Annotated in this window: 27 protein-coding genes and 1 tRNA gene; 18 read left to right on the forward strand and 10 right to left on the reverse strand. The window is 45.2% G+C overall.

The features are described 5' to 3' along the window. The first annotated feature begins 59 nt into the window (after positions 1-59). From BM367_RS08910 to BM367_RS08920, 3 genes are read left to right on the forward strand one after another with little or no spacing between them, the layout of a single operon-like run. Positions 60-1,499: an RHS repeat domain-containing protein gene (locus BM367_RS08910; RefSeq protein ID WP_092459929.1), complete on the forward strand. Its 1,440-nt coding sequence runs from the start codon at positions 60-62 to the stop codon at positions 1,497-1,499. 6 nt (positions 1,500-1,505) lie between these two features. Then, positions 1,506-2,147, forward strand: a complete 642-nt coding sequence (locus tag BM367_RS08915; RefSeq protein ID WP_092459930.1) for a hypothetical protein — start codon at positions 1,506-1,508, stop codon at positions 2,145-2,147. A gap of 10 nt (positions 2,148-2,157) precedes the next feature. Then, positions 2,158-2,961: a hypothetical protein gene (locus tag BM367_RS08920; RefSeq protein WP_143103992.1), complete on the forward strand. Its 804-nt coding sequence runs from the start codon at positions 2,158-2,160 to the stop codon at positions 2,959-2,961. A gap of 407 nt (positions 2,962-3,368) precedes the next feature. Here the strand turns inward: BM367_RS08920 and BM367_RS12195 are convergent, their stop codons facing one another. Continuing rightward, positions 3,369-3,707 (reverse strand): hypothetical protein, encoded by a 339-nt coding sequence (locus tag BM367_RS12195; RefSeq protein ID WP_222842606.1) that lies wholly within the window; start codon positions 3,705-3,707, stop codon positions 3,369-3,371. 97 nt (positions 3,708-3,804) lie between these two features. Between BM367_RS12195 and BM367_RS12110 the strand changes: the two genes are divergently transcribed. From BM367_RS12110 to dapB, 6 genes are all read left to right on the forward strand, one after another. Then, positions 3,805-4,110, forward strand: coding sequence for a hypothetical protein (locus BM367_RS12110; RefSeq protein ID WP_143103993.1), 306 nt, complete (start codon positions 3,805-3,807; stop codon positions 4,108-4,110). Next, complete coding sequence (locus tag BM367_RS08935; protein WP_092459933.1) at positions 4,101-4,523, forward strand: hypothetical protein; 423 nt, start codon at positions 4,101-4,103, stop codon at positions 4,521-4,523. Before BM367_RS12110 ends, BM367_RS08935 begins: the two co-directional genes overlap by 10 nt. A gap of 96 nt (positions 4,524-4,619) precedes the next feature. Further along, positions 4,620-5,186: a hypothetical protein gene (locus BM367_RS08940; protein ID WP_092459935.1), complete on the forward strand. Its 567-nt coding sequence runs from the start codon at positions 4,620-4,622 to the stop codon at positions 5,184-5,186. Positions 5,187-5,289: 103 nt separating this feature from the next. Next, positions 5,290-5,448 carry a hypothetical protein gene (locus BM367_RS12180; RefSeq protein WP_177224171.1) on the forward strand — a complete coding sequence of 53 codons (159 nt, stop codon included), beginning with the start codon at positions 5,290-5,292 and terminating at the stop codon, positions 5,446-5,448. A gap of 176 nt (positions 5,449-5,624) precedes the next feature. After that, positions 5,625-6,518 carry a hypothetical protein gene (locus tag BM367_RS08950; RefSeq protein ID WP_092459939.1) on the forward strand — a complete coding sequence of 298 codons (894 nt, stop codon included), beginning with the start codon at positions 5,625-5,627 and terminating at the stop codon, positions 6,516-6,518. 489 nt (positions 6,519-7,007) lie between these two features. Next, entirely contained in the window at positions 7,008-7,730 is a 723-nt protein-coding gene (gene dapB / locus BM367_RS08955; RefSeq protein ID WP_092459941.1) for a 4-hydroxy-tetrahydrodipicolinate reductase, read from the forward strand. A gap of 19 nt (positions 7,731-7,749) precedes the next feature. Here the strand turns inward: dapB and BM367_RS08960 are convergent, their stop codons facing one another. Next, entirely contained in the window at positions 7,750-8,715 is a 966-nt protein-coding gene (locus BM367_RS08960; protein ID WP_092460992.1) for an NAD-dependent epimerase/dehydratase family protein, read from the reverse strand. A gap of 54 nt (positions 8,716-8,769) precedes the next feature. Here BM367_RS08960 and kdsA point away from each other — a divergent pair, with 54 nt between their 5' ends. Then, positions 8,770-9,651, forward strand: coding sequence for a 3-deoxy-8-phosphooctulonate synthase (gene kdsA / locus BM367_RS08965; RefSeq protein WP_245759949.1), 882 nt, complete (start codon positions 8,770-8,772; stop codon positions 9,649-9,651). A 7-nt stretch (positions 9,652-9,658) separates the two neighbouring features. Here the strand turns inward: kdsA and BM367_RS08970 are convergent, their stop codons facing one another. Then, a complete protein-coding gene (locus tag BM367_RS08970) occupies positions 9,659-10,141 on the reverse strand; it encodes a Dps family protein (protein WP_092459943.1) in 483 nt (160 codons plus the stop codon). A 92-nt stretch (positions 10,142-10,233) separates the two neighbouring features. Beyond that, positions 10,234-12,897 (reverse strand): DNA mismatch repair protein MutS, encoded by a 2,664-nt coding sequence (gene mutS / locus BM367_RS08975; RefSeq protein WP_245759950.1) that lies wholly within the window; start codon positions 12,895-12,897, stop codon positions 10,234-10,236. A gap of 22 nt (positions 12,898-12,919) precedes the next feature. Between mutS and BM367_RS08980 the strand changes: the two genes are divergently transcribed. From BM367_RS08980 to BM367_RS09005, 6 genes are read left to right on the forward strand one after another with little or no spacing between them, the layout of a single operon-like run. After that, positions 12,920-13,510, forward strand: coding sequence for an RNA methyltransferase (locus BM367_RS08980; protein ID WP_092459945.1), 591 nt, complete (start codon positions 12,920-12,922; stop codon positions 13,508-13,510). Continuing rightward, entirely contained in the window at positions 13,507-14,376 is an 870-nt protein-coding gene (locus BM367_RS08985) for a 4-hydroxybenzoate octaprenyltransferase (RefSeq protein ID WP_092459946.1), read from the forward strand. The genes BM367_RS08980 and BM367_RS08985 overlap by 4 nt, the downstream gene beginning before the upstream one ends. A gap of 10 nt (positions 14,377-14,386) precedes the next feature. Further along, positions 14,387-14,800, forward strand: a complete 414-nt coding sequence (gene ruvX / locus BM367_RS08990) for a Holliday junction resolvase RuvX (RefSeq protein WP_092459947.1) — start codon at positions 14,387-14,389, stop codon at positions 14,798-14,800. Between the two features lie 30 nt (positions 14,801-14,830). Next, positions 14,831-15,412, forward strand: coding sequence for a peptide deformylase (gene def, locus BM367_RS08995; protein ID WP_092459948.1), 582 nt, complete (start codon positions 14,831-14,833; stop codon positions 15,410-15,412). 36 nt (positions 15,413-15,448) lie between these two features. Then, positions 15,449-16,006, forward strand: a complete 558-nt coding sequence (locus tag BM367_RS09000) for an RNA polymerase sigma factor (RefSeq protein WP_092459949.1) — start codon at positions 15,449-15,451, stop codon at positions 16,004-16,006. 60 nt (positions 16,007-16,066) lie between these two features. Continuing rightward, the gene (locus tag BM367_RS09005; RefSeq protein WP_092459951.1) at positions 16,067-16,852 is read left to right on the forward strand and encodes an anti-sigma factor; all 786 of its coding nucleotides are present in this window, start codon (positions 16,067-16,069) and stop codon (positions 16,850-16,852) included. A gap of 168 nt (positions 16,853-17,020) precedes the next feature. On the opposite strand, the gene BM367_RS09010 is transcribed toward BM367_RS09005, so the two are convergent. Next, positions 17,021-17,113, reverse strand: a tRNA-Ser gene (locus BM367_RS09010). A gap of 141 nt (positions 17,114-17,254) precedes the next feature. Here BM367_RS09010 and BM367_RS09015 point away from each other — a divergent pair. Then, positions 17,255-19,426 (forward strand): beta-glucosidase, encoded by a 2,172-nt coding sequence (locus BM367_RS09015; protein ID WP_092459953.1) that lies wholly within the window; start codon positions 17,255-17,257, stop codon positions 19,424-19,426. A gap of 7 nt (positions 19,427-19,433) precedes the next feature. Here the strand turns inward: BM367_RS09015 and BM367_RS09020 are convergent, their stop codons facing one another. The 4 genes from BM367_RS09020 to BM367_RS12115 all read right to left on the reverse strand — a co-directional run bounded on the left by BM367_RS09020 (position 19,434) and on the right by BM367_RS12115 (position 21,318). Next, entirely contained in the window at positions 19,434-20,159 is a 726-nt protein-coding gene (locus BM367_RS09020; RefSeq protein WP_092459961.1) for a hypothetical protein, read from the reverse strand. Between the two features lie 68 nt (positions 20,160-20,227). Then, positions 20,228-20,650, reverse strand: a complete 423-nt coding sequence (locus BM367_RS09025; RefSeq protein WP_092459962.1) for a DoxX family protein — start codon at positions 20,648-20,650, stop codon at positions 20,228-20,230. 58 nt (positions 20,651-20,708) lie between these two features. Further along, on the reverse strand, positions 20,709-20,990 hold the full coding sequence (locus BM367_RS09030) for a sterol desaturase family protein (protein ID WP_092459963.1): 282 nt from the start codon (positions 20,988-20,990) through the stop codon (positions 20,709-20,711). A gap of 127 nt (positions 20,991-21,117) precedes the next feature. Beyond that, positions 21,118-21,318: a hypothetical protein gene (locus BM367_RS12115; RefSeq protein ID WP_143103994.1), complete on the reverse strand. Its 201-nt coding sequence runs from the start codon at positions 21,316-21,318 to the stop codon at positions 21,118-21,120. A gap of 215 nt (positions 21,319-21,533) precedes the next feature. On the opposite strand from BM367_RS12115, the gene BM367_RS09040 reads away from it, so the two are divergent. After that, the gene (locus BM367_RS09040; protein WP_222842607.1) at positions 21,534-22,325 is read left to right on the forward strand and encodes an NIPSNAP family protein; all 792 of its coding nucleotides are present in this window, start codon (positions 21,534-21,536) and stop codon (positions 22,323-22,325) included. 5 nt (positions 22,326-22,330) lie between these two features. On the opposite strand, the gene smc is transcribed toward BM367_RS09040, so the two are convergent. Continuing rightward, entirely contained in the window at positions 22,331-25,867 is a 3,537-nt protein-coding gene (smc, locus tag BM367_RS09045; RefSeq protein ID WP_092459977.1) for a chromosome segregation protein SMC, read from the reverse strand. Between the last annotated feature and the right edge of the window lie 114 nt (positions 25,868-25,981).

Raw genomic sequence — 25,981 nt, forward strand, 5'->3', positions numbered from 1 at the left:
AAAGGTGAATGTTTATCCTAAAAATTTGAAAAAATAGACATAAGTACAATTGCTCTTTTTTGAATGCGGTATATGGATGGTATAACAGCCCCATCCAACAGCCGGTGAATCCGCCGAGTTTACTGGGAGACCTGTTAAATGCATTGAGCAGTGCTGTGATTACGAGCAGTGGGGGGAAAATGAGTATTGCCCAACAGCCACAGCTGAATGATGCATTAAGTCCCGGAATCACACAGTTTTTAAGCAACAAAGATGCGGCTAACTATAATAGCTATCCAAAGGCATTTTTAAACTGGGTATTGTTTGACAATCAATTTCACTTTGTGCAGGGTGGAGTTACTCAGGTAAGGAGCGGGACGAGCAAGCAGGTCCTGGTGGCTGATATACCGGTGATGCCCAGGAATGGATATCTTTTCATATATTTAAGTAATGAGAGTTCTCAGGATGTGTTCTTTGATCAGCTGGTTGTGCACCACAGGCCGGGTCCATTGTTAGCGGAGGATCATTATTATCCGTTTGGGTTGGAGATGGCTGGTATCAGCGATCGGGCGATGAATCGGTTGGAGAACAGGTACAGGTATAATGGCATTGAGCTGAATGAGAAGGAGTTTACTGATGGATGGGGTCTTGATTTATATACGGCGAGGTTCAGGGGTTTAGATGCGCAGATAGGGAGGTGGTGGCAGATAGATCCCTTGGCCAGTAAGTATCCTTCCTGGTCTCCCTATAATTTTACTATGAATAGCCCGATCAATTTGGTTGATCCAACAGGCATGGGCCCAGAAGATTGGGTACAAAGGAAGAATGGTAGTATTTATTGGGATAAGGACGCAAACTCACAAGCAACAGCAAAAGAAGGGGAAACCTATTTAGGGAAAACATTAACCTTCAAATTCAACAGCTACATTGATAAAAAGCTTTGGGACGGCCCCAATCCTCCCTGGCCGTTACCAAGCCCAGCAGGTGACAAACTGACTTCAACTATTACCTTGTCATCAACGGAGAATAAAGCAGGGGAGCTAACAGGTATTACAGCAACTATAAGCGTTGTTATTGGAAAAACACCGCTAGGTACAGCCAGGGATTATTTTCCAGGTTTAGGTTCTGATCAGAATAAAGCATCATCCATTCACTCTATGAATACTGATGGCACTTTAGGAACCTACAACCTTAATTTTGAGCAACATGCAAGCGTATCTCCGATTGAGCAATTTGGCTTGAATGCACAAGGTTATGATATTGTAAATGTTGCCCAAAAGTTGAATCTGGGTTATTCAGGCGGAAACTTAAAGGTGACTGCAGCCACGGATATTTTTCCTTCATCTACCCTGACAGTAAATGGGAACCTGTTATTTAAATATAACCAGCCGTCTTTTGTAAAAACGCATGATAGAGAGATAAAAACTGTTTTTGGAGATAATGGCATGGGGGGAAGTGTGATAACCGAAAGTATTTCTCTCAGGCCTGCTCCTGCATTTTATCAACGTTACAGTAGATAAATAATTATGAAATGGATTAAATGGCTTGCGGGGCTAATATCTTTACTCTTAGTTGGCGTTCTTACTGTTCAAATAGTAAGAATGCCAACATTTATACTGTCTTCCATATTCATGGCAGGGATGATAATAATAGCCTTGTTTATAGGAAGTATAGTAATATCTGGAGTTATCAAACTGATTTTCAAAAAAACATCCTTTTTTGTAGTTCTATGTTCTGTGGTATCAATAATATCAATAGTTTTTATGATTAGATTTTCATCACCAAAATTGACAATTGTTGTTCCAAAGGGCTATGAAGGCCGGGTGACATTGGTGTTATCAAGCGTAGATAAGAATATTTTAACCGTTGACAGTAATGGGATAGGCTACATTACTAAGCGCACCTTTGATAAGGTTTATACCAAACCCAAGGTGTATGAAACCGATGGCACAGACATTAGCGATCAGTGTGTAGGATTTAACCCGTCAACTTTTTGGGCTAAGGGGAAGTTCTCACCCATTACGGCTAATAACAGTGCTGATCGTGAAAGAGAAATTGAATTTTTATCTTTTGAAATTGTACCAAAGGATAAGAAAGGAGAAAAGCAATATTATAGCCCAGACTTAACGAACTTGGTGGACAAGACGAAATTACCAAAGAAGAAATAAAGTGTATAACATGATCACACATCACTCAGGACGTTTGACTGTTGACCCCATGGCAGCTAAAGCACCAGGTTGGAGTCCGTACGTTGCAATGGGCGATAACCCGATATTAATGTTCGATCCTGACGGCATGTGGCCACATCCAATTCATATTCGGTCTTTTGTCCCATTTAAAACCTTTGGTGGTGGATTTGGCGGTGATAACAGGGGCTATTCGTTATCTTTAAAGGTAACCTCAAGGCTTCAACACGTATTCACAGTAGATCCAACTGCCAGAACTTTTGATGCCGGCAATGTATGGAGTAATGAAAGCAGCCATCCAATATTAGGGAAAGGCAATGCTACTCCAAACGATAGGGCGGATATTAAAAATTTCACATCTTCAACTGATAAAAATGGGAATAGTACAGTCTCATTTACTGTAGATATGGCCGGATCTAATCCATTAACTAAAAGAATAGGAATTCCTACACCGGATATAGATGTACATACCAAGTTTATACTGACCGAAAACGAAAAGGCGGGAACTTTAAAAGTAAATGCCGTCCAAACCGGTGATGCCTTTCCGTCAGCAGAAACTTTTATCGGGGACACAAAGGGCAACCAATTATTTATAGGCGTTAGTCCTGCAATAGGAAATCCTTATACCAGTTTAGAAGGAGATGGAAGCAAAAAGATGATGTATGCTGATTTTATTGTAATAATGGATTCAAAAGGTGTATTTAAAGGTGTTGTCGTTGGAAGTGGTAAAAATGCAAAAACATACAGCGTTTCCGATTGGAATAAAATGATGCAGTCTCAACCAACAACAAAATAGTATGAAAGTCTTACTTACAAATTGGGTTAATTTATTAGGTGTTTTCATACCTACATTTTTGTATACAATAATAAATTCCTGTTTTAATTATTCAGCGACGTTGGGACAAGCTCTTTTTGGAGCCTTCTTATTAATTTGCCTTTATGGAATAATGCTTTGGGGTGGTTTTTTATTATCGTTAATACTATTAGATTCGGTATTGATTATTCCGTCCACCCAATATTTAAGGATAAAGCTAATTGTAGAATGGGTAATAATCAGTAGCCCTATTCTTTATTGGACAATAAAATATGAAAGACAAAGAACCTTATTTTTAATAGCAGTTATTTCATTTCTGATAACACAGATGATAAGACGAAATTTAATAGTAAAAGTCACTCATTGAGTAGCTTTTAATACCTTAAAAATTAGCCTTCCCGTCCAGCATGTCTTTCATCCTTTTTTGGTAAGCATGAAGTTGATAATTTTGACCAAGGCGTTTTTTCCTCCTCGTCCAATTGGTTGGTGAGCATTAGCTGTTCATTAAGCTCGTGGTTATGAAGCTCAACCACAAAAACCGACTTGCCCTTGCCAAAATAATCAAGCATAAACGAATATTCAGTGGATTTAATGGATATGATAGCCGCAATACGAAAATAAAGTGACATCGTTTTAAAAGCCGAAGGAGTAAATTTTAAAACAGTTGTTCGGCCAATGAAAAGCATAGATAAAATCCGGACAGTGTCATCCAGATTTTTTTCTTTCAAATCATTTCAATTGAAAAGAAAAACTGCTATCTTACCAGCCAGAAAACGGGTTGCTTAAAACTCTCATGTCATCAAAAGCAGGTAATACTAAAGTGGTGTGTGGCGCTATGTGGGAAGGGCGAAAAATAACAGTACGAGGTTTTATTCGATAGATCCGAAGCAAAACGTAGAGGAAAGCGGATATGTGGTGAATGGGAATAATCCGGTGATGTGGAGTGATCCGGAGGGGGATTGTCCGTGGTGTGATGCAATTGTGGATTTGGGATTTATCTTATATGATGTAGGGGAGATAGGATATGATTATTTTACGGAGGGCAAGGTTGATCCTGTTAATGTAGCGGCATTAAGTGCGGATGTAGGTGCTTTATTTTGCCTTATGTTACAGGAGCCGGCATGCAAGTAAGGATTGCAAAGGCGGCAGAGAAGGCGACTACGAAGGCAATGGATGCGGCTTCGGTATGGCGTAAGATAAATCAAGCGGCGAAAGAGGTAAAGGGAATAAAGGAAGTGAAACATGTAAGTGGTCCTGGTGAATTTAAGAAGTTTGCTGTGATAGGTGAAAATTTTGACAAGAAAGTTATGCCATTTGCAAATAAGTTAAAGGAGAAAGGGCTGGAAGTGGAGGTGTTTCAGCCATCAAAAGAAGCATTGGAGGGGTGGAGGAAATTACTTAAAGAATATGATGGTAAGCAAATTCCCGATCAAGTGGTACGGGAACAAAAGATTTTTAAGGAGAATGTAATATGGAGAGAAAAGATTCAGAAAGAAGGTTATGATATTTTAAGTACGGGCGGTAGTGGTAAGTCAACTTTTTAAAATATGGAAACTGATCCTATTTGGAATACAGTTAAGCCATCAAAACAAAATATGCCTGTACAACAAAAAGTTCAATTACCGAAAAAAAATTGAATTATGTCGGTTGAATATTTGAATTTTGAAGATTTAAGTGAGATAGATAAAAAGATATTTTTAGTATTTGAAGATGAGGTGAATAGATTTTGTGGGAGATTCTTACATGGGCTAGGATTTGTAAGGGAAATCAGGAAAATTTCTAAAGTAACAGGAACACTTATTTTTTCTTATTGTTTTTCGAACGATGACTTTAAGAGAAAGATTAAAATTGTTGCTAGAAGACAAATTGAATTTGATAGTTATATGGGAATTCCTGAGGATACGCTGGATATTTTTCCTGTAATTGAAAAAATAACTGATGTTTTTTTATGGGGAGGAGAAATATTTTTTGTTGATAAATATCTTGAAGATATATACAAGTTAAAATTGACTTATCGTGAAACATATCCTGTTTCGGAAATTAAAAATGTGATATTAAAAGTAAGTAGTCTGAAGGAAGAAGAATTAAGGCAAAAGATGAGAGAGATTATAAGTATGTATGAATATTATTTGAAAGACGATGAGAAATTGTATAAATGTTTAACTGGTGAGATTTGGCTTGATGAATATTGTGATAGATATAAGTGAATGTTTATAGATTGTAATATGCGGCATAGACATAGACAGTGCGGGAAATGGCAAGTTGAGATTTAAGTACGATGCGTTTGGCAATAGAGCATTAAAGGAAAATGTGCCGCAAAAAACAAAAGAAGTGTATGTGCGCGATGCACAGGGGAATGTGCGGGTGGTGATAAATGATAAGAAAACGCCTGTAAATACGGGTAGTGTAACAGTGAGTTACAGGCCGCAACCTACAAGCATTCCGGACTGCTATTCTTTTAGTTCGTAAATTAGCGAAAAGAGTTATGACCCCGTAAAGGTTGTGTATTAATTTGGGTTCAACACACAGGAAAAGATATTGGGGATGAATAATGAATTTATGATTATCTTGTGAATATGAAGATTCATGAAAGAGAATATGGTTTGTAGCGTGCTATTGTACATGGTAGTCTTAAGGGGGCTTTCATGGGCGTAATGATCAATGTTGGGAGACAGTTATTCGACATAATAATTAGCGACAAGAAGTTATCGGAATTTAGGGGGATTGCTGTTGGGATAACTGCGCTGGTAGGGGCTGTATTAATGGGTTTCATAAATCTTATGCTGAATGTAGGTAGTAAGAGACGTGGCGCCTATGTGAGAATTGGAAGGAGAACTGGAAGCATGGAGGCTTTAGAGCAAGTTAATAAGTGGGATTTACAAAAAGCGCAGTTGATGGAAGGGGTGGAGATATTGAATGTGCCGAGTGATCTGAAGTATCCATATAAGGATTGCGACCAATTTTTAGAGGATATTATGGATAATGCAGGTATTCTGTTTGAAAAGTATGTTTTTAAATTTGTAAATGAGAAAGAATTAAATATTTGTTGTGATGTTCGTATTGAGAATAAAGTTATAGGTTTTGAGTTTTATCTGTATGACATAGGATTTCATGAGACGGAGGGAACGTATGCATTAAGGATAAGAATTTACCTACCGCCATGGAGGGAAGAGGGGTTGAAGTTGACTGAACCGATTGAAATATACAATGTCAAATACAATAGGCAGATTGACCCTGAAATAATAAAACGAGAAGAGGAATTGCATAAAAAATTGTTGGGAACATTTATGCCACAGGAGGAGTATAATGAATACCTATCTATTCTTAAAAAGATATCAGATTTTGAGCATCCTACGGCAGAATTGCGGGAGATAAGGGAATTGGAACGGAATTATGATATTAGTAATAAAGAACGGATAACTCGGAGTTTACGGAAATACAGTGAGTTTTTGGACAAGTATTTGTCGGATGTGCTGATGGGGGAGAACAAGGCATGGATAGGCAAGGTAAAATGGAGAGATGAGCGGGAGATATATTGATGCGATTAGATGGGGATGCGTAACGGATCATACTTCACCCTGACGTTTCATTTTGGACAATCGTGGTAAAAAACCGGAGGGAAATCTGGTGGTAGCGGTGCCAGACTACCCCCATTCAACTCATTATATCATTTGGAATTCCACTGTATTGCCCTGTAGCAGCATGCTCACGCTTATCTCATTCGGAAGGGAAGGATATGAGCCAAATAATTGGTTGGGGAATATGAGAGAAGCAATCAATGATAAGAAAGCCTCTATCAGTGGGGCACTACAATGGTAAGTGACAGACCGCTATTAGAAAAATATAAATCAGAACGGAGCGAGGGAAGTATTCAGCGAAATAGGCGAGAAGTAAGCTGTTAGAGAGATTTGCGGTGGGGATAGACAGGTACTGATAAGGAAGAGGATAGATCATCACAAAGTATGGCTATCGCTTGTATATATGTTTTAGACTGTATCTTTGAGCCATTCATTGAAAATCATTTTCCCGTGAAAATCGCATTGATTGGATATGGCAAGATGGGGCGGGCTATCGAATCCATGGCTCTGCAGCGTGGGCATGAGATCATCTGTCGGGTGGATTTGCATAACCGGGCAGCATGGCTGAAGCCTGAAAAGCTATCAGCTGCCGATGTGGCGATTGAATTTACTACACCCGAGTCGGCTGTAGACAATTTGTTGGCTTGTTTTAATGCGGGTGTGCCGGTGGTATGTGGCACTACAGGCTGGCTGCAACGCTGGCCGGAAGTGGAAAAGCTATGCCGGGAAAAGAATCAGACGCTGGTTTATGCTTCCAATTTCAGTTTGGGCGTGAACTTGTTTTTTGCTGTAAACAAATACCTGGCCCAGCTCATGGCTGCTTATCCGCAATACGACGTGCAGATTCGGGAAGTGCATCATACGCAGAAAAAAGATGCACCCAGTGGAACAGCCATCACCTTAGCCGAGCAAATCCTGCAGCGCATAGAGCGAAAAAAGCAGTGGGTAAACCGTCCTGCGATGCAACCTGAGGAGTTGGCCATACTGTCTGAGCGGGTAGATCCTGTGCCGGGCATCCATGAAGTCAGGTATAGTTCTGCGATAGATGAAATCGAAATCAAGCATACGGCTCATTCCCGTGAAGGATTTGCACTGGGTGCGGTGCTGGCAGCCGAATGGGTAGAGGGCAAAAAAGGCATCTTCAGTATGGAAGATGTGTTGGGGTTGAAATAATTGCCTGCATTGTTTTGAGCTATTCGTTTTTCTTCTTCCATTGTTGCAGGTTTTGCAGCATATCCACCGTCATGCTTTCCAGATCAAAAGCCGGCTTCCAGCCCCAATCCTGGCGGGCCTGGCTGTCGTCAATGCTTTCCGGCCAGCTTTCGGCAATCTGCTGGCGAAAGTCGGGCTGGTAGCAGATTTCAAACTTCGGAACATATTTCCGGATGGCTGCAGCCAGTTCGGCTGGTGAGAAGTGAAAAGCATGCAGGTTGTAGCTGCTGTGCAATGAAATGCGATTGGCCGGTGCTTCCATCAGTTCAATCGTAGCGCGGATGGCATCGGGCATGTACATCATGGGCAACCGGGTGTCGGGAGCCAGGGGGCAGCAAAATTTGCGGTTTTCCACAGCAGCCTGAAACATCTCAATGGCATAATCGGTTGTTCCTCCACCAGGAGAAGATTTGTAGCTGATCAGGCCCGGATAACGCAGGCTGCGCACATCCACACCATATCTTTCGTGATAGTATTCACACCAGCGTTCGCCGGCCAGCTTGCTGATACCATAGGCAGTAGTAGGCTCGAGGATCGTGTGTTGGGGCGTTTGCTGGCGGGGCGCCCCTTTTCCGAAAACAGCAATGGAGCTGGGCCAGTACACCTTGTGCAGATTTTCCTCCCGGGCAATCTCCAGCACGTGAATGAGGCTTTGCATGTTGATATGCCAGGCGAGCGCGGGATTTTTTTCGGCAGTCGCTGAAAGGATGGCGGCCAGATGATAAATCTGCGTGATGTGATGGCGGATGACCAGTACATGCAGCATCTCGCGGTTCATCACATCCAGCGTTACATAAGGACCCGTACCTTTCAGAAGTGGATGTTCATCGCGCAGGTCGGTAGCAATGACGTGTTGAGGGTCATAAATCTTGCGTAGAGCCAGCGTTAGTTCCACGCCAATCTGGCCGCAAGCTCCGATCACCAGGATGCGTTCTTTGGCAGGCATACGATTTTGTAGTGAAAGTTGCTGCAATTTGTTCGTTTTTTTGTTTTCGAAAAAATGAAAATTGTTCACAACAAAAAACATGATAGGTTTGCACTCATGAATTCCGAACGCATATCTGCCATTGAATTTCTTTTTCAGGGGCAACCCCGGGATCCGGAGATGTTTTTTCTGATTGCTGGTCCCTGTGTGGTGGAAAATGAAGAGCTGGTGATGACGGTAGCCGGAGAAGTGAAGCGTATATGCCAGCGGTTGGGCATTCCATATATTTTCAAATCGTCTTATCGCAAAGCCAATCGCACAAGGGCTGATTCCTTTACCGGGATTGGTGATGAAAAGGCACTTCGGTTGTTGCAAAAAGTGAGTAAGGAATGGCAATTGCCGGTGCTCACCGATATTCACACCCCGCCCGAAGCGGCCATGGCGGCTGCTTATGTGGATGTATTGCAGATTCCGGCTTTTCTATGCCGACAGACCGAGTTGTTGCAGGCAGCGGGAGCTACCGGCAAGGTGGTGAATGTGAAAAAAGGACAGTTTGTGAGCGGAGAAGCCATGAAGTTTGCCGTGGAAAAAATCAGGCAGGTAGGCAATGACAAGGTCATGCTTACCGAACGGGGCTCCATGTTTGGCTATGGCGATCTGGTGGTGGATTTCCGCAACATACCCATCATGCAGGCAGCCGGGGTGCCGGTGGTGGTAGATTGCACCCATTCCCTGCAGCAGCCCAATCAGGCAAGCGGTGTAACCGGAGGGAGGCCACAGTTGATTGAAACCATTGCGCGCGCAGCCATTGCCACCGGAGCCGATGGCATATTCATTGAAACCCACCCCGAACCCGCCAAAGCCTTGTCAGACGGAGCCAATATGCTGGCTTTGCAGCTGATGGAGCCGCTGCTGGAAAAATTACTCCGGATACGCCGGGCACTCCAGACGAGTTAAGTTTGTATCAGGATTTGCGGTTGGGCAGGTAGCTGCGCAGCATCCAGGCCATCTTTTCGTGCTTTTCCATCAGGCCCACCAGGAAATCGTTGGTTCCAGCATCTTCATATTTTTCATCGGCCTCCTTGGCCATCTTGCGAATTTCCCGGATCAGCGTTTCATGATCATCCAGTAAGATTTGCAGCGCTTTTTCCTGGGTTTCTCCCACCTGCCCTTCCGTTAGGTTGGTCAGTTTCAGATAATCCTCCAGCGTAGCCACCGCATAATGTCCTAACTGGCGGATGCGTTCGGCCAGTTCATCGATCATGCCAGCCAGCGTGGTGTATTGTTCTTCCAGAAAGCGATGAATTTCCGCAAAACTGGGGCTTTCCAGATTCCAGTGATAGTTCCGGGTTTTAATGTATAGCACGGTTTCATCAGCCAGCAGCGTGTTTAGCATCTTGGCTTCTTCCTGTAGATTTTTTTCGGGGATGCCGATATTTGCTTTCATAATATTAAGTTTTAATAAATAAACAATTGATTTCGCTCTAAATATGGCAATAATGATGCCGAAGCCAGCTTGTCAGTTTATCGGCAGAAAAACTAACGGATTAGTTTTTTGATTTCATTCAGTTTGATCAGCGCTTCCACTGGGGTCAGGCGGTTGATATCTACTTCGTGCAGCATTTGCCTGATTTGCTGAAATATCAGGGTTTGTTCATCGAATATGCTGAGCTGGTAATGCGCTTTAGGTGGGATAGTATGGCCGGGAGCGTCTTTTTCTGGCTGCCGGGCTTCCAGCTCATGCAGAATTTCTTCGGCGCGTTTCACGAGTTCGGGCGGCATGCCTGCCATTCTGGCAACATGGATACCAAAGCTGTGTCGGCTGCCTCCGGGGGCCAGCTTGCGCAGGAAGATAATTTTGTTGCCCGACTCGGTGTGGGTAATGTGGAAATTTTTCACCCGTTCCAGGTGTTTTTCCAGTTCGTTTAATTCATGATAATGCGTGGCGAAAAGGGTTTTGGGATGATCCGGTGTGCCGTCGTGCAGGTATTCCACGATGCTCCAGGCAATGGAAATGCCGTCGTAAGTGCTGGTACCCCGACCAATTTCATCGAGGATGACCAGGCTGCGTTGGGTGAAATTGTGGATGATGCTGGCCGTTTCATTCATCTCCACCATAAAAGTGGATTCGCCGCCGCTCAGATTATCGGAAGCGCCTACCCGGGTGAAAATCTTATCGGTGAGGCTGATTTTGGCCGAGCTGGCCGGCACAAAGCTGCCCACGTGTGCCATCAAGGTAATCAGGGCTGTTTGCCGCAACAGGGCTGATTTACCGCTCATGTTGGGGCCGGTGAGGATAATGATTTGCTGGGTGGAACAATCCAGATACACATCATTCGGAATGTAGTTTTCTCCCGGTTTCAGGCTTTGTTCAATGACGGGGTGGCGCCCTTCGCGGATTTCGAGTGTTTCACCCTCATGCAGTTCTGGCCGGCGGTAGTGAAATTGCAGGGCATTTTCAGCAAAGCAGCGGATGCAATCGAGTCGGGCAATCACCTGGGCATTGGCTTGCAGAGCGGGAATATAGTCCTGCATGCTTTGCACGAGTGCATCGAAAATCTGTTGTTCGAGCAGCAGGATTTTTTCTTCTGCTCCGAGGATTTTTTCTTCATACGATTTCAGTTCGGGCGTTACAAAACGCTCGGCTTGGGTCAGGGTTTGTTTCCGGATCCAGTCGGCCGGCACCTTATGGCGATGGGCATGGGTAACCTCCAGATAATAGCCAAACACATTGTTGAAGCCAATTTTCAGCGAAGGGATGCCGGTGCGTTCGGCTTCTTTTTGCTGGATTTCCTGCAGATAGGCTTTGCCGCTGTGTGCCAGCCGGCGCAGCTCATCCAGTTCCGCATGGACGCCTTCCCGGATGATACCGCCCTTGTTGCTTACCGAGGGTGGATTTTCTATGAGGGTTTGGAAAATTTTCTGACTCAGCGACGGACAGGGGTTGATCTGCTCGGCCTGGCGGCGCAAATAGGCATCTGGATAGGGTTGGTCGGATGTGGGGGCAAACAATTGCCGGATTTGTTCCATTAATTGCAGGCTTTTACCTAACTGCCATACTTCCCGCGGGGTGATTTTCCGCAGGGGAATACGCGCCACCAGCCTTTCCATATCGCCCATTTGCTTGAGCAGCACATTTAGTTGTCGGCGTATGGGCTCATCTTTAATCAGGGTTGAAACTGCATCCAGCCGTTCGTTGATGGCATGGATATCCTGCAAGGGAAACAACAGCCATCGTTTCAACAGGCGGGCACCCATAGGGGTAAGGGTATGATCCAGCACCTGCAGCAGGCTGCGACTTTGTTCGGATAGGGGCTCCACCAGCTCCAGGTTGCGCAGGGTGAACTTATCCATCCACAGAAAATCATTCCGGTCAATCCGCTGGATGGTGGTAATATGCTGCAGGTCAGGATGTTCCGTATCGCGCAGGTAGTGAAGAATGGCGCCGGCCGCCACAATGGCTTCCTTCAGATGATCAATGCCAAAGCCTTTCAGGGAATGGGTATGAAAATGCTTGATGAGCAGCTCTTCGGCATACGGGTAGCTGAAAATCCATTCTTCCAGCGGATAAGTATAATATCGTTGACCCAATTGCTGGCGGAATTTCTTTTGCAATGGACGGGCAAAGACCACTTCAGCCGGGCGCAGGCTTTGCAGCAGCTTATCGGCATATTCCTGATCGCCCTCGGCCACCAGCATTTCACCGGTGGAGACATCCACAAAAGCCAGTCCGATTTGGTTTTCCCCAAAATGGATAGCCGCTAAAAAATTATTGGCGTTGTGTTCCAGCAGTTTTTCATGCAGGGCAATACCGGGTGTGACGAGCTCGGTAACTCCTCTTTTCACCACGCCTTTGGCTTGTTTGGGATCCTCCAGCTGGTCGCACACGGCCACCCGATAGCCGGCTTTCACCAGCTTGTGGAGGTAGGTATCCAGCGCATGATAGGGGAATCCTGCCAGGTCAACAGATGCCGCCGCGCCATTGGAACGTTTGGTAAGCACAATGCCCAGCACCTGTGAGGCAATTACAGCATCTTCGTAAAAAGTTTCATAGAAATCACCCACCCGGAACAGCAGGATCGCATCCGGATAACGTGCCTTGATGGCTTTGTGCTGCTGCATCAGCGGAGTCAGGGTGTTTTTGGACTGGCTCATGGTGGTGAACAAAGTTAGCAAATGATTGCAGGTGCGCTCATTGTTCATTCTGTAGTAGTTTTGCAGCGTCATGCGCAAGCTCACCATGGCCGAACTCGGCCGCAAGACCGTGGAAGAATGCCGACAGGCTGAAAAGCTGCCCGTGCTGGTTGTACTCGATCAGGTCAGAAGCATGCACAATGTGGGAGCCGTATTCCGTACGGCCGATGCCTTTCAGATTCAGGCCATTTGGCTCTGTGGCTATACACCCAGGCCGCCCCATCGGGACATCCACAAAACCGCATTGGGTGCCACCGAAACGGTAGCCTGGCAACACCATCCCGACACAGTAGAGGCCATCCGGCAGCTGAAGCAGCAGGGATATGAAGTGTGGGCAGTGGAACAGGCTACCCATAGCCGATATCTGCAGGATTTTCAGCCCGATTTTTCCCGGCCTATAGCCGTGGTTTTTGGCAATGAAATGCACGGCGTGCAGGAACCAGTTTTGCAGGAAGTGGAGGGCTGCCTGGAAATTCCCCAGTTTGGCATGAAGCATTCGCTGAACATTGCCGTGAGTGTGGGTGTGGTGCTGTGGGATTTGCTGGTGAAATACATCCGTTCTCCACAGGGGCGTGCGTCTTCTTTTGATTTGCAAACCCATCGCTATATCGAAGATCTATGAAAACTTCCTTGTTGCGCTATCTGTCGTTTGTGAAGTTCAGCCACACCATTTTTGCGATGCCCTTTGCGCTGATTGGTTTTTTCCTGGCTGTGCGATGGCAGCATTATCCATTCTCCTGGGCCTTGTTTGGCAAAGTGATTTTATGCATGGTATTTGCCCGGAGCGCCGCCATGGCTTTCAACCGCATTCTCGATCTGGAATATGACCGGCTCAACCCGCGAACGGCCCAGCGCGAATTGCCCACCGGCAAAATCACCTATCCGCAAGCAGTAATATTTACTGCCCTGAACGTTGTGTTGTTTGTCTGCACCACTTATTTCATCAATCCCATTTGTTTTTATCTTTCTCCCGTGGCGCTGGCTGTGGTGCTGGGCTATAGTTACACCAAGCGGTTTACGGCGTTTTCGCATCTGGTATTGGGGCTGGGCCTGTCGCTGGCCCCGATAGGCGCTTATCTGGCTGTAACAGGCCGTTTTCACTGGTTGCCATTGATGTATTCCGGTGTGGTGATTTGCTGGGTTGCCGGTTTTGATATCATTTATTCGCTCCAGGATGTAGCTTTTGATCAGTCGTTGCATCTTTACTCGATGCCAGTATGGCTGGGTAAGAAACGAGCCTTGCAGGTATCTTCATTTTTGCATGGGCTGAGTGCGGTGGGCGTGATTGCTGCCGGCTGGCTGGCGGGATTTGGTTGGTTGTATTGGATGGGGGCAGGCTGGTTTGCTTTTATGCTTTGGTATCAGCATCGACTGGTGCATCCCGACGATCTCAGCCGGGTAAATATTGCCTTTATGACTACCAATGGCATTGCCAGCTGCGTATTTGCCGTATTTGTGATTTTGGATTTATTTATCACGGTTTCATAAACTTACCCGCATGGGAAGAATTTTAGCAATTGATTACGGGAAAAAACGCACCGGCCTGGCAGTGAGCGATCCGCTGAAAATGATTGCCACCGGTTTAACCACAGTAGCTTCCCATGCCCTTATTCCTTTCTTGAAAGATTACATCCGTAAGGAACCGGTAGAAAAAATCATCATCGGCCTGCCGCTCGATTTGCAGGGCAGAGATACGGATGCCACGCCTCATGTGCGCGAGATGATCCGCATTTTGCATAAGCATTTCCCCAATGTCCCGGTAGAAGCCGTGGACGAGCGTTTTACCTCGCAGCTGGCCAGCCGAACCCTGGTGGATAGCGGACTGAAGAAAAAAGCCCGGCAAAACAAAGCATTGGTAGATGAAGTTAGTGCCACCATCCTGTTGCAGGGTTATCTCCAATCGGTTTTGTAATTTTGAATTTCATCTAAAAGCAAGTAATCCATGGTATTGCCAATCGTGGCCTACGGGCATCCCGTATTGCGGAAAAAATGTGAAGATATTACGCCTGATTATCCGGGTTTGTCCGAGTTGATTCAAAACATGTGGGAAACCTTGTATGCTTCCAATGGAGTAGGACTGGCTGCTCCACAGGTAAACGTACCTATTCGATTGTTTTTGGTAGATAGCAAACAAATGACCGATCATTTTGATGAGGAAGAACGTTTGTTGTTTGGTGATGAACAGGGTATCAAACAAGTATTCATCAATGCCCGCATTCTGGAAGTAAATGGGGAAGAATGGCCTTACAACGAAGGCTGCCTGAGCATTCCCAAAATCAGAGAAGATATCTTACGTCCGCAGACTTTGAAGATCCGATATGTGGATGAACATTTCCAGCCGCATGAAGAAACTTACAGCGGACTTACAGCAAGAGTGATTTTCCATGAATACGATCATATCGAAGGCAAATTGTTTATCGATTACCTGAAACCCTTAAAGAAAAAATTGCTGCGGAAGAAACTGGATGATATTGCCAAAGGAAAGGTGGAAGTGAATTACAAAATGATTTTTGCAAAAGTTTAATCCATATCTTTATCTCAGATTAAAAACCGGCAGAGATTGTCATCCGCACCCTACAGTGAAGAAGTTTTGATTACCCTTCTTCGGAAGAAAAACGAAGAAGCCTTTCGGTATCTGTATGATCATTATGCCGCAGCACTGTATGGTGTGGTTTTGAAAGTTGTAAATGAACAGGAATTAGCCAATGATCTGTTGCAGGAAATTTTTGTAAAAATTTGGAATCGCATTGACAGCTACGATCCGCAAAAAGGAAGATTATTTACCTGGATGCTGCATATCGCCCGCAACACAGCCATTGATATGCTTCGATCCAAAACCTATCACCAGCAGGAGAAAAACCAGTCTCTGGAAAGCAACGTACATATTGGTAATTCCATCCAAATGAGCAGTTCCATGATGGTTGATCAGATGGGATTGAAAAATGTGTTGAACATGCTTAGCGAAGAGCAGCGCATGCTGATTGAAAAGGCTTATTTCAGGGGATACACCCAGGAAGAAATCGCAAAAGAGCTGCAGGTGCCGCTGGGAACCGTGAAAACCCGCATCCGGAATGCATTGTTGAAGCTAAGAGAAATCTTACAGGAAAAACGAACTTAACATAAACAATGATTGAAGTACAAACGAAAAATTTAAAATGGGTTAAAACCTAACGGGACTTTGGATATTCAGGAATACATATCATCCGGTATCATTGAGTTGTATGTGCTGGGCATGCTCTCCGAGCAGGAGGCAGCCGAGGTAAGAGCCTATGCGCGCCAGTATCGGGAAGTGCAGCAGGCCATAGAGATGTATGAGCAAACGCTGGAGCAGTATGCATCTTTACATGCTGTGCAGCCTCCTGCAGTGTTGAAAGAAAAGATTTGGCAAAAGCTGCAATCTTCATCTTCGCGGGTATCTGCCGGGTCGGGCAGGCGTTTGTTGCAACATCCCATCATGCCTTATCTGATGGCAGCCTGTGTGATTCTGCTGATTGGCAGCGTGATATTGAATGTGATGTTTTACGCACAATATCAGCATGTGAGGGAAGAAACAGAAAAACTGCAGGCACAGCAGGCACATTTGCAGCAGCAGGTGAGCCAATATGCACTGGCCTTGCAGATATTGCAAACGCCCGATTATACTCCCGTATTGTTGAAAGGAGTTGCTCAGCATCCGGATTTCATGGCTACGGTTTACTGGAATAAAAACAACGGCGAAGTGTATTTGCTGCCCAACCTGATGCCTCCGCCCCCTACCGGTAAGCAATATCAGCTCTGGGCTATCATAGACGGCAAGCCCGTTTCAGCAGGCATATATCCCACGGCTCCTTCAGATATTCCTGTTCAAAAAATGGCCGTTATTAAACAGCCAGTGCAGGCCTTTGCCATCACGCTTGAAAAAGAAGGTGGTAGCCCCACACCCACGCTATCAGCCATGTATGTGATGGGTAAAGTGAATGGATAATTATAGACCGTCTGGTGAGGATAAAAGCCAAAAAACTTCCTGATTTTTTACAGGTGAAAGCATTAATCTGCCTGTCTTTGGTAAAACGTTTGTAACGTTAAGGCTTATTAATTTGGGAAGATCTACAACTTCTTGTTTGGATAATCCATCTAGGCTAAACACGAAAGATGGCGGAAAGGGAGGGATTCGAACCCTCGGTTCCGGTTGTGCCGGAACACACGCTCTCCAGGCGTGCCAGTTAAACCACTCCTGCACCTTTCCGAGCCTGCCGCAAAGATAGCAAACCTGAGGAATAGTCGGGTATTTGATAAAAAATTATTCATCACCTGAGGAGATTGATTTTTTTCTATTTTTATGGCCTTAAACCTGGATTTTATTTACCCATAAACCAAACTCCGAGATATGAATGTTCGCAATCTTAGATGGATGCTCACCATGCTTGTGAGCACCTGCATTCCTTTGTGGCTAACTGCCCAGACGCTTGACGATTCCACTATTTACCGAAAGGCTGATTCCCTGATAGCCTTGATGACGCTGGAGGAAAAGGTGAATATGATTCATGCCAGCTCATCGTTTACCAGCGGAGGTGTACCCAGGTTGGGTATTCCCGAATTGGTCATGTCAGACGGGCCTCATGGGGTGCGCATGGAGCATGGGCGGGGCTGGACGGAGCTGCAAGTGGATGATTCGGTAACCTATTTGCCTGTAGGTGTGTGTTTGGCCGCTACCTGGAATCCGCAGCTGGGTTATGCATTCGGGACTGTGCTGGGCAGTGAAGCCAATGCACGAGGCAAAGATGTAATCCTGGGTCCCGGCATTTGTGTGATCCGCACACCGCTCAATGGCCGCAACTTTGAATATATGAGCGAAGATCCTTACCTGATCTCAAAAATGGTGGTGGGTTACATTCAGGGTGTTCAATCGCAGGGCATTGCAGCCTGTGTAAAGCATTATCTGGCCAACAACCAGGAAACCGATCGTTTTACCATCAACGTGGATATGCCCGAGCGAGCCTTGCAGGAAATTTACCTGCCCGGCTACAAGGCAGCTGTGCAGCAAGGGCACGTGCTGACGTTGATGGGTGCATACAACAAATTCCGCGGTCAGTATTGCACGGAAAATGCCTATTTGATCCACAACATCCTGAAATCGCAACTGGGCTTCAAAGGACTGGTTGTCAGCGACTGGGGGGCAGTGCACAACACCATGGAAGCCCTGATGAATGGCACCGACCTGGAAATGGGTACCGACCTGAGCATGCTGCCGCATCCGGATTATCATAAGTTTTTTATGGGCGATACGGTGATCAGCCTGGTGAAACAAGGAATTGTTCCCGAATCGGTGGTTGATGAAAAGGTCAGGCGCATCCTGTATGTGATGTTTAAAGTGCATAAGTTCGACAGCCTGCGACCCAAAGGCGTGCGCAACACACCCGAACATCAGGCCATAGCCTTGAAAGTGGCGGAGGAGGGCATTGTGTTGTTAAAAAATGATCAGCACCTTTTGCCTTTTAATGCGAAGAAAATCAAAACCATAGCGGTTATCGGGGCCAGTGCCGATTGGAAAAATGCCAGGGCCGGCGGTAGTTCACAGGTGCCTGCTTTGTTTGAAATCACGCCTCTGCAGGGAATCCGCGATCTGGTGGGAAATCGGGTGCGTGTGGTTTATGCGCCGGGATATCGGATTGCCCGGGGTTTTCATGCCGATCCCACGATGATTCAGCAGGCGGTAGAAGCTGCGCGTAAGGCCGATATTGTGATTTATGTGGGTGGCTGGATCCATGGCTATTCCGATGCGTGGGACGACAATGCCTTTGATGCGGAAGGAGTGGATAAACCCAATATGTATTTGCCTTTTGACCAGGATACGCTGATGGAGGCTGTGCTGAAAGCCAACCCCCGCACAGCCATTGTGCTGATGGGTGGAGGTCCGGTGGATATGACCCGCTGGATTGAGCAGGCACCTGCTATCGTACAGGCCTGGTACCCCGGTATGGAAGGCGGGAAAGCTATTGCTGAAATTTTGTTTGGCCAGGTGAATCCGTCCGGAAAATTGCCGATGACTTTCCCCAAAACCCTTGCCGACAACCCCACCGCCCGCTTTGATTCCTATCCCGGCAAAAATGGATTTGAGTACTACAGCGAAGGCTTGTTTGTTGGTTACCGGTATTACGATACCTATCACGTACAGCCTCAGTTTTGCTTTGGACATGGTTTATCCTACACCACTTTTGCATACGATCAGCTGCAGATTGAAAAATCAGGTCCGGACAGCGTAACCGTGCGTTTCACCCTGCAGAATACGGGGAAAATGGCGGGTGCGGAAGTGGCACAGGTGTATGTGCATGAAGAACATCCCCGCATGGTGAGGCCGGAAAAAGAACTGAAAGGCTTTCAGAAAGTATTTCTGCAGCCTGGTGAAAGTCGAACTGTCACCATCGGACTACCCCGTTCAGCCTTCAGCTATTTTGATGATCATCGCATGCAATGGGTCATGGACCCGGCCCGGTTTGATATCCTCATTGGTAGTTCATCGGAAGATATCCGGCTGAAAGGCCAGGTTGATTTTGAATAACAAATGATCAGGCAATGCTATCTGATTCAGAAAGGGTGCGCATCAACAAGCGTTTGGCAATAGGCAACAGGGTTTCCTGAAAAGGCACTTGCATTTTGCTTTTTACCAGATAAACAGCCGGATTGGGTAGCATGCGATGCGTGTGTATGATTTCTTTTTTCAGGCTTTCATACGTTGTGAAACGCGATTTGCTCCAAGAATTCACATATTCCATGCGAATCCCTTTATACCGGGCAGCTTGATGTTCGAACAAAGTGATGTGATATACGTAAACCTTTACTTCGGTTACACCCTGATAATGCAACAGCACATATCCTTCATTTTTATACAATGGCAGAATACCTACGGGTTCGATGGCTATTTGTTGTTCAATGAATTCATAAATCTGCACGCCATTGTCAATAGTGTGTTTCAGCTCTTCCAATGCAAAGCTGGTAATGAGTTCTAGCTCCTGCATCAGTTCGTTGTCTTGCAGCATTTCTTCATAAATAATTTCCAACCGCTGCAAATCAATCTGGCTGATTCTTTTGGGAAACTGCTCCTGTAAAAATTGTTTGTTATTGCGGAAAGCCAGCAAATTGTTGTAATGAAAAATCACATCGGATAGCTGGGGATACAACTTATTCTGATTGAAGTACTTGTTAATTTCCTGCAAATAAGCCAGCAACCGATATTTCTGCAATTCAAAATCCACATAGCCTTCTATAAACCAGGTTGGATTCAGGTTTATCATAGGTCTTTTCTTTTTTATGAAATAGAAAATTTACGAGAAATTTTGCAATCGGCCAAAGGTTATAGCTATCAGACATGCTTTTTGCGGACATGATCCAGCGACCAGCTTCCACCTCCCGCAATCAGCAGAAATACCAGGGAAAGCGTCATGGCAAAATCAGTGCGATATTCATGAAACATGGGAAGAAAACCTTTGTGAATGAGCAATGGCCACTTGGTGTATACGAAAGCAACAGCCATCACAATCAGGAGGGGTATGGTGGCCAGCCGGGTAAACAATCCCACGATGAGCAACAAGCCAAACAGCATTTCCGTGGCACCCGTAACCGGCGCCCAGAACGCAGCATGCGGAATGCCTATTTGTATAAACCTTCCCACACCCAGGGTATCGGGGTATATGAATTTTTGCAATCCTTCCAGAAAAAAAGTAAAACCGGGAATCAGCCGAATCAGCCACAGCCAGCTATCAACAGAAGAGTGCGTTTTGGCCATCGGAAATGATATTTAATGTAGTACATAAAAATATCAGAAAAATAAAAAAAATAAAATGCTACACTCCATAACGAATCAGATGGTTGGTTTCATGGATGTATCTCCCGAAGATTCGATCCCAGTAGGGTAGTATAGAACTGAAATTAGAGTCTGTTTCCCGGGCAATATCGGAATGGTGGATACGATGCATGCGGGGCGAGACAATAAATCGACGAAGGCGATGATCCCACACCGTAGATAGATGAACATTGGAATGATGAAAGACAATTACTGGAAACAGTACAAGGCCATATCCCACAATAGCCGCAACTGAGATGCCCAGCAAAGGGAAAACCAACATCCTTGCAATAAATGAAAAAAAAATAATTCACCGGTGTGAAATCGCATTGCTGAAGGGCTGTTCAATGCGGTATCGCTATGATGAAAACGATGAAAATACCATAAAAAATTTCCAGCTGTGGTTGAGCCTATGCCAGCCGTACATAAACAAGTCGATCAGGATAAATGAGAATATCAGCTCCAGCCCGAAAGGCAAATGAATCCAGCGAAATAACCCCACTGGTATTTGATTTATCCATTACATATACTGTTGAAACCCATATCCGGCCACCAGCACAAACACTATGTTGAGTAATCCGATGCCGATATTCAACATATTGTGATGCCATTCGTTGGGAAATTTTTTTCCGGGAATACATGCTCTGCCAAATAGCCCAACAGAAACACAATGGCTATTGCATAAGGCTGGAAATGACGGAGTATGTCGAGCAGCGTATCCATTGAAGAATGGCATTTTGCAACTATGTAAATTTACCTGATTTGAATGAAAACCATGGCGTGTGAAAAGAATCAAATTATCTTTGCCGGACAGGAAATATCGGCCATGAAATCATTCTATTTACTGTTGCTGACTACAGGTTTTTTTCTGTGCAGCCTGGCACAGTCTAAGACCATCCATCATTCAGCTGAACGACTTTACTATGTAATACGTGTATATCATTTTGCAGATACACAATCTATACAGGCGACGGAAGATTTTTTGCAGCAGGTGTATGTTCCTTTTATGCATGCACTTGGCATTCGGCCGGTAGGTGTGTTCAGCATGATCAGGCCGGCCGATACGGGCGAACAGCGATTGTATGTGCTTACTCCTTATCGGTCGCTCGCGCAGTGGGAAAACACCGAACAGGCCTTGATGCATGACACGGCCTGGTGGAACAAAGTGCCCGATTATAGCCGGGCTCCGGCATCCCGGCCACCCTATGCACGGATGGAAACCATCGTGTTGCGGGCTTTCCCGGATATGCCCGTCATCCATAAACCGCGATTACATGCGCCGATTGCTCAACGTGTGTATGAATTACGCAGTTATGAGAGTCCGGATGAAGCTTATGGATTGAACAAAATACAGATGTTTAATGCCGGCGGCGAAATCAAAATTTTTGATCGGTTGGGATTTGAGGCGGTGTTTTACGCACAGGTGTTGAGTGGCTGCCACATGCCCAATCTGATGTACATGACGGCCTTTGAAGATATGGATGCCCGAAATGCACACTGGAAAGCTTTTAGCGCCGATTCTGTGTGGCGTCATCTTTCAGCCCTGCCCGAATATCAGCATAATGTATCGCATGCCGATATTGTTTTTTTGCATCCATTATCATTCTCCGATTTATAATCAAATCAGTTGAGGCTGCGAAAATCAACCGGTACCAGTTTGCTTACACCGGCTTCCTGCATGGTTATGCCGTAAATTACATCCACAGCGGCCATGGTTTGTTTGTTATGCGTAACGATGATGAACTGAGACTGCTCTGAAAATTCACGGATCATGTTGGTGAACTTCAGAATGTTGGCGTCATCAAGCGGTGCATCCACTTCATCCATGATGCAAAAAGGTGCAGGTTTAATCAGATAGATTGCAAATAACAGCGCTATAGCCACCAGGGTTTTCTCGCCCATGGACAGCTGGCTGATAGATGCAGGTTTTTTACCTTTGGGTTTTGCGATAATGTCAATAGGAGATTCAGCCAGGTTTTGGGGATCTGTTAAAATCAGATCGCATTGATCTTCATCTGAAGAAAGAGAGCGAAATACGCGTTGAAAGTTTTCTTTAATCTTTTCAAAAGTAGTCAAGAAACGTTCATTGGCCGTGTTTTCAACTTCTTCAATCGTGGCCAGTAGCGAGTTTTTGGCTTGCAGCAAATCATTCTTTTGTGTTTCAATAAATTCATATCTTTTTTTCATTTCCTGATAAGCCTCGATGGCGGTGGGATTCACTTCTCCCATATTTTCCAGCCGTTTTCTAAATTTGTCTGCCTCAGCCTGCAATTCTTCCACAGATAACTCTGTCTGCCGGGGCTCATCGATAATTTCTTCCAGATTTACTTTGAATTCCACTTGCAGGCGTTCTTTCAGTGATGCCAGCTGCAGTTTTACCTGACTCAGCTGATCACGGATCTGCATCAGCAGTTGCTCACATTGTTCACGTTGGCGATGCAGTTGCCGGAGTTGTGCTTCTTTTTCATTCAATGCTGCCCGGAAATCATAATAAACTTTTTCTTTTTGCTGCACGACCACCATTTGTGCATCGCGCTCACGAATCAAATCCACAAGCGTTTGTTCAATCTGCTGCAGTTGCTCACGGGTTTGGGTGATAGCTGTTTCTGTTTCGGTTTGTTGAAGCGTATGTTGTTCAATGCCTTTTTGAAGTTCGGTTAATTTTTGTTGTTGGAATTGTATTTCCTGTTGGATAGACTGAAGCTTGCTTTGCTGGCGGGTGAACAGGATCTGATGTTCGTTGTATTGTTGTTGGGCAGATTGATAATTTTTTTCTGCTTCATGAGCAAGTCGCTGTACTTCCTCAAAATTTTGCTGGAAGGTTGTTTGTTCCAGGTTTAGTTCCTGAAGAGCTTGCTGCAGTTGCTGGATATGTAGTTGTTGTTCCTGCAGCTGTTGTTGCAATCCCTGAATTCTGCCGGCATTTTGCTGATGTTGATGTTCAAATTGTTCAATTTGGTTTTGCAAGGAAAAAAGTTGTTTTTCCTGTTGATTCAATTGATCCTGTAATTGTGTGATTTCACGTTCATGCAGCTGGTGGGTGATTTCGGTGATTTGTTGCTGATGTGCCTGAATTTGTTGTTGCAGTTGCTGGATCTCGTTTTCAAGTTCTTGGACAACCTGCTGCAATTTTTCCAATTGATGAACCCGACCGATTTTATATCCGCTGAAAGTACGCACCGAACCGCCGGTAACAAAGTAGTTGCCGTAGATAATCTTTCCTTCTTTATCCAGCACCACCATGTGCGTATCTGTCAGCTTGCCGTTGGGTTTTTCTGGTATTTCTGTTGTTAGATACACATGTCCCAGCAAATGGCTGATCAAAGGCAGATAAGGCTCAGCTGTTTCCACTACTTGCATCGCCGGAATCCATGCAGGCTCGGGCATCTGGGAAGAATCGCGCACAACAGCAGGAAGCTGATTGAGAATAAAAAAGCTGGCCCGGCCTTTCTGATGTTTGTCGAGCAGCTCAATGGCAGCGCGTGCTTCTGCGATATCCTGCACTACGTAATAATTCAGATAAGGTTCCAGCAAATTTTCGATAGCTGTTTTATAAGCATCCTGTACATTCAATACATCGGAAAGCAGCAATGGGTGGGCAGACCAGCCCGATTGTTTTTTCAGAAAACGAATACTTTCCGGATAGCCTTCCAGATTATCAACCAATGATTTCAGCAGTTGATATTCATTTTTTCGGGCATCATGCAGGCGGGTTTTCTCGCGCATTTGCTCCCTGAGCTGATCGAGGGCTTGTTGCAGGGAAAGGATTTGTTGTTTTTTGTTTTGATGTGTCTCTTTGAGTTGTAGCAGTTGCAGCTGAATTTGTTCAACAGATTGTGCAAGATTTTGTTTGCGTTCCTGCAGTTGTTGCAATTGTGTTTGCCGTTGTTGTGATTCCTGTTCGTATTGGCGGATGAGGCGTTCGGTATTCTGCCGGGAGGTATCGCCTACAGCCATTTTCTTTTCCAGTTCAAACTGCCGGCGGCGCAGCTCCTGCTGGGCTTGTTGCAAGGCCGACAGTTTTGATTTATGGGTTTCCCAGTTTTGACGGGCTGCTTGATAGGCATCGGAAAGTGATTGTCTGGAAGCCTCCATCTGTTGCAGCTGCTGTTGTTCGGTTTGCAGCTGGGAAGCAAGTGTGGCAAGGGTTTCCTGCAGCTGCTGATGCTGTGTATCAGCCCGAGAAAGAAATTCGGTATGCTGATGGGCTTTTTCCTGCAGATGATTCAAGCGCTGGCGCGCCAGTTGTTGTTCGCTTTCTTTTGTGCGGATCTGATTTTGCAAATCATTGACAGCCTTCTGGGTGGTCTGCAGGTCTTTTTCCAGATCAATAAGTTGATTTTTATCCTGTTCCAAACCAGCTTCCTGTGTGGCTATGGTAGCATCCAGGCTGGCTTTGCGCTGGGTTTCATCATTGAGTTGTTGCTCCAGCTGTTGAAAATTCAGATGAAAACTTTCCAATACAGCTTTTGCCAGTTCAATACTCACACGCTTGTATTCTTTTTTTACTTCCTGATAGCGCTCGGCTTTGCGGGCCTGGCTTTCCAGCGTTTTCAGGTTATGCTGGATTTCATACAGCAGATCTTCAATGCGGCTTAGATCATTTTCAGTGGCTTCCAGTTTTTGTTTGGCTTCTTTTTTACGTGTTTTATACACAGAAATACCTGCAGCCTGTTCGAACATGCGCCGGCGACTGTTATCCTTATCCTTGATGATATCATCCACCATGCCCAGTTCAATAATGGCGTAGGAATCACTGCTGACGCCGGTATCGAGAAACAAATTCTGAATATCTTTCAAACGGCAGGTTACATCATTGAGCCTGTATTCGCTTTCGCCGTTTTTGTAAAAACGACGGGTGATGGTAACAGTGGTAAATTCAGTTGGAAGAATATTCCGTGTATTTTCAAAAGTGAGTGAAACCTCAGCTACACCGCTGGCTGCGCGGGTTTTCGAACCGTTGAAAATTAAACTTTCCAGAGAATCCGATCGAAGGTTGCTGATTTTGTGTTCACCAATTACCCAGCGAATCGCATCCACAATATTGCTTTTGCCGCATCCATTGGGGCCTACCACGCCGGTGATTCGTTCGTCGAAATAAATGATGGTTCTGTCAGCAAAACTTTTAAATCCTTTGATTTCAAGCGTCTTCAGTCGCACTTCATTGATTTTAGGGCAACAAAAATAATAGGAATTGTATTTACGAGGGAAACACGCATGATATGGCGTTGATCTGTTGCGCACAAATGGCTGAGCAACAGATCCATATGCATC

Source organism: Thermoflavifilum thermophilum, assembly GCF_900116565.1.
Taxonomy (GTDB): domain Bacteria; phylum Bacteroidota; class Bacteroidia; order Chitinophagales; family Chitinophagaceae; genus Thermoflavifilum; species Thermoflavifilum thermophilum.

Bases quoted from the DNA above. Each gene is read 5' to 3' on its own strand.
- BM367_RS08915 (WP_092459930.1), top strand. From the start codon at position 1,506: ATGAAATGGATTAAATGGCTTGCGGGGCTAATATCTTTACTCTTAGTT.
- BM367_RS08920 (WP_143103992.1), top strand. From the start codon at position 2,158: ATGATCACACATCACTCAGGACGTTTGACTGTTGACCCCATGGCAGCT.
- BM367_RS08935 (WP_092459933.1), top strand. From the start codon at position 4,101: ATGCAAGTAAGGATTGCAAAGGCGGCAGAGAAGGCGACTACGAAGGCA.
- BM367_RS08940 (WP_092459935.1), top strand. From the start codon at position 4,620: ATGTCGGTTGAATATTTGAATTTTGAAGATTTAAGTGAGATAGATAAA.
- BM367_RS08950 (WP_092459939.1), top strand. From the start codon at position 5,625: ATGGGCGTAATGATCAATGTTGGGAGACAGTTATTCGACATAATAATT.
- BM367_RS08960 (WP_092460992.1), bottom strand. From the start codon at position 8,715: ATGCCTGCCAAAGAACGCATCCTGGTGATCGGAGCTTGCGGCCAGATT.
- kdsA (WP_245759949.1), top strand. From the start codon at position 8,770: ATGAAAATTGTTCACAACAAAAAACATGATAGGTTTGCACTCATGAAT.
- BM367_RS08970 (WP_092459943.1), bottom strand. From the start codon at position 10,141: ATGAAAGCAAATATCGGCATCCCCGAAAAAAATCTACAGGAAGAAGCC.
- mutS (WP_245759950.1), bottom strand. From the start codon at position 12,897: ATGAACAATGAGCGCACCTGCAATCATTTGCTAACTTTGTTCACCACC.
- BM367_RS08980 (WP_092459945.1), top strand. From the start codon at position 12,920: ATGCGCAAGCTCACCATGGCCGAACTCGGCCGCAAGACCGTGGAAGAA.
- BM367_RS08985 (WP_092459946.1), top strand. From the start codon at position 13,507: ATGAAAACTTCCTTGTTGCGCTATCTGTCGTTTGTGAAGTTCAGCCAC.
- ruvX (WP_092459947.1), top strand. From the start codon at position 14,387: ATGGGAAGAATTTTAGCAATTGATTACGGGAAAAAACGCACCGGCCTG.
- def (WP_092459948.1), top strand. From the start codon at position 14,831: ATGGTATTGCCAATCGTGGCCTACGGGCATCCCGTATTGCGGAAAAAA.
- BM367_RS09015 (WP_092459953.1), top strand. From the start codon at position 17,255: ATGAATGTTCGCAATCTTAGATGGATGCTCACCATGCTTGTGAGCACC.
- BM367_RS09020 (WP_092459961.1), bottom strand. From the start codon at position 20,159: ATGATAAACCTGAATCCAACCTGGTTTATAGAAGGCTATGTGGATTTT.
- BM367_RS09025 (WP_092459962.1), bottom strand. From the start codon at position 20,650: ATGGCCAAAACGCACTCTTCTGTTGATAGCTGGCTGTGGCTGATTCGG.
- BM367_RS09030 (WP_092459963.1), bottom strand. From the start codon at position 20,990: ATGTTGGTTTTCCCTTTGCTGGGCATCTCAGTTGCGGCTATTGTGGGA.
- BM367_RS12115 (WP_143103994.1), bottom strand. From the start codon at position 21,318: ATGGCATCACAATATGTTGAATATCGGCATCGGATTACTCAACATAGT.
- BM367_RS09040 (WP_222842607.1), top strand. From the start codon at position 21,534: ATGAAATCATTCTATTTACTGTTGCTGACTACAGGTTTTTTTCTGTGC.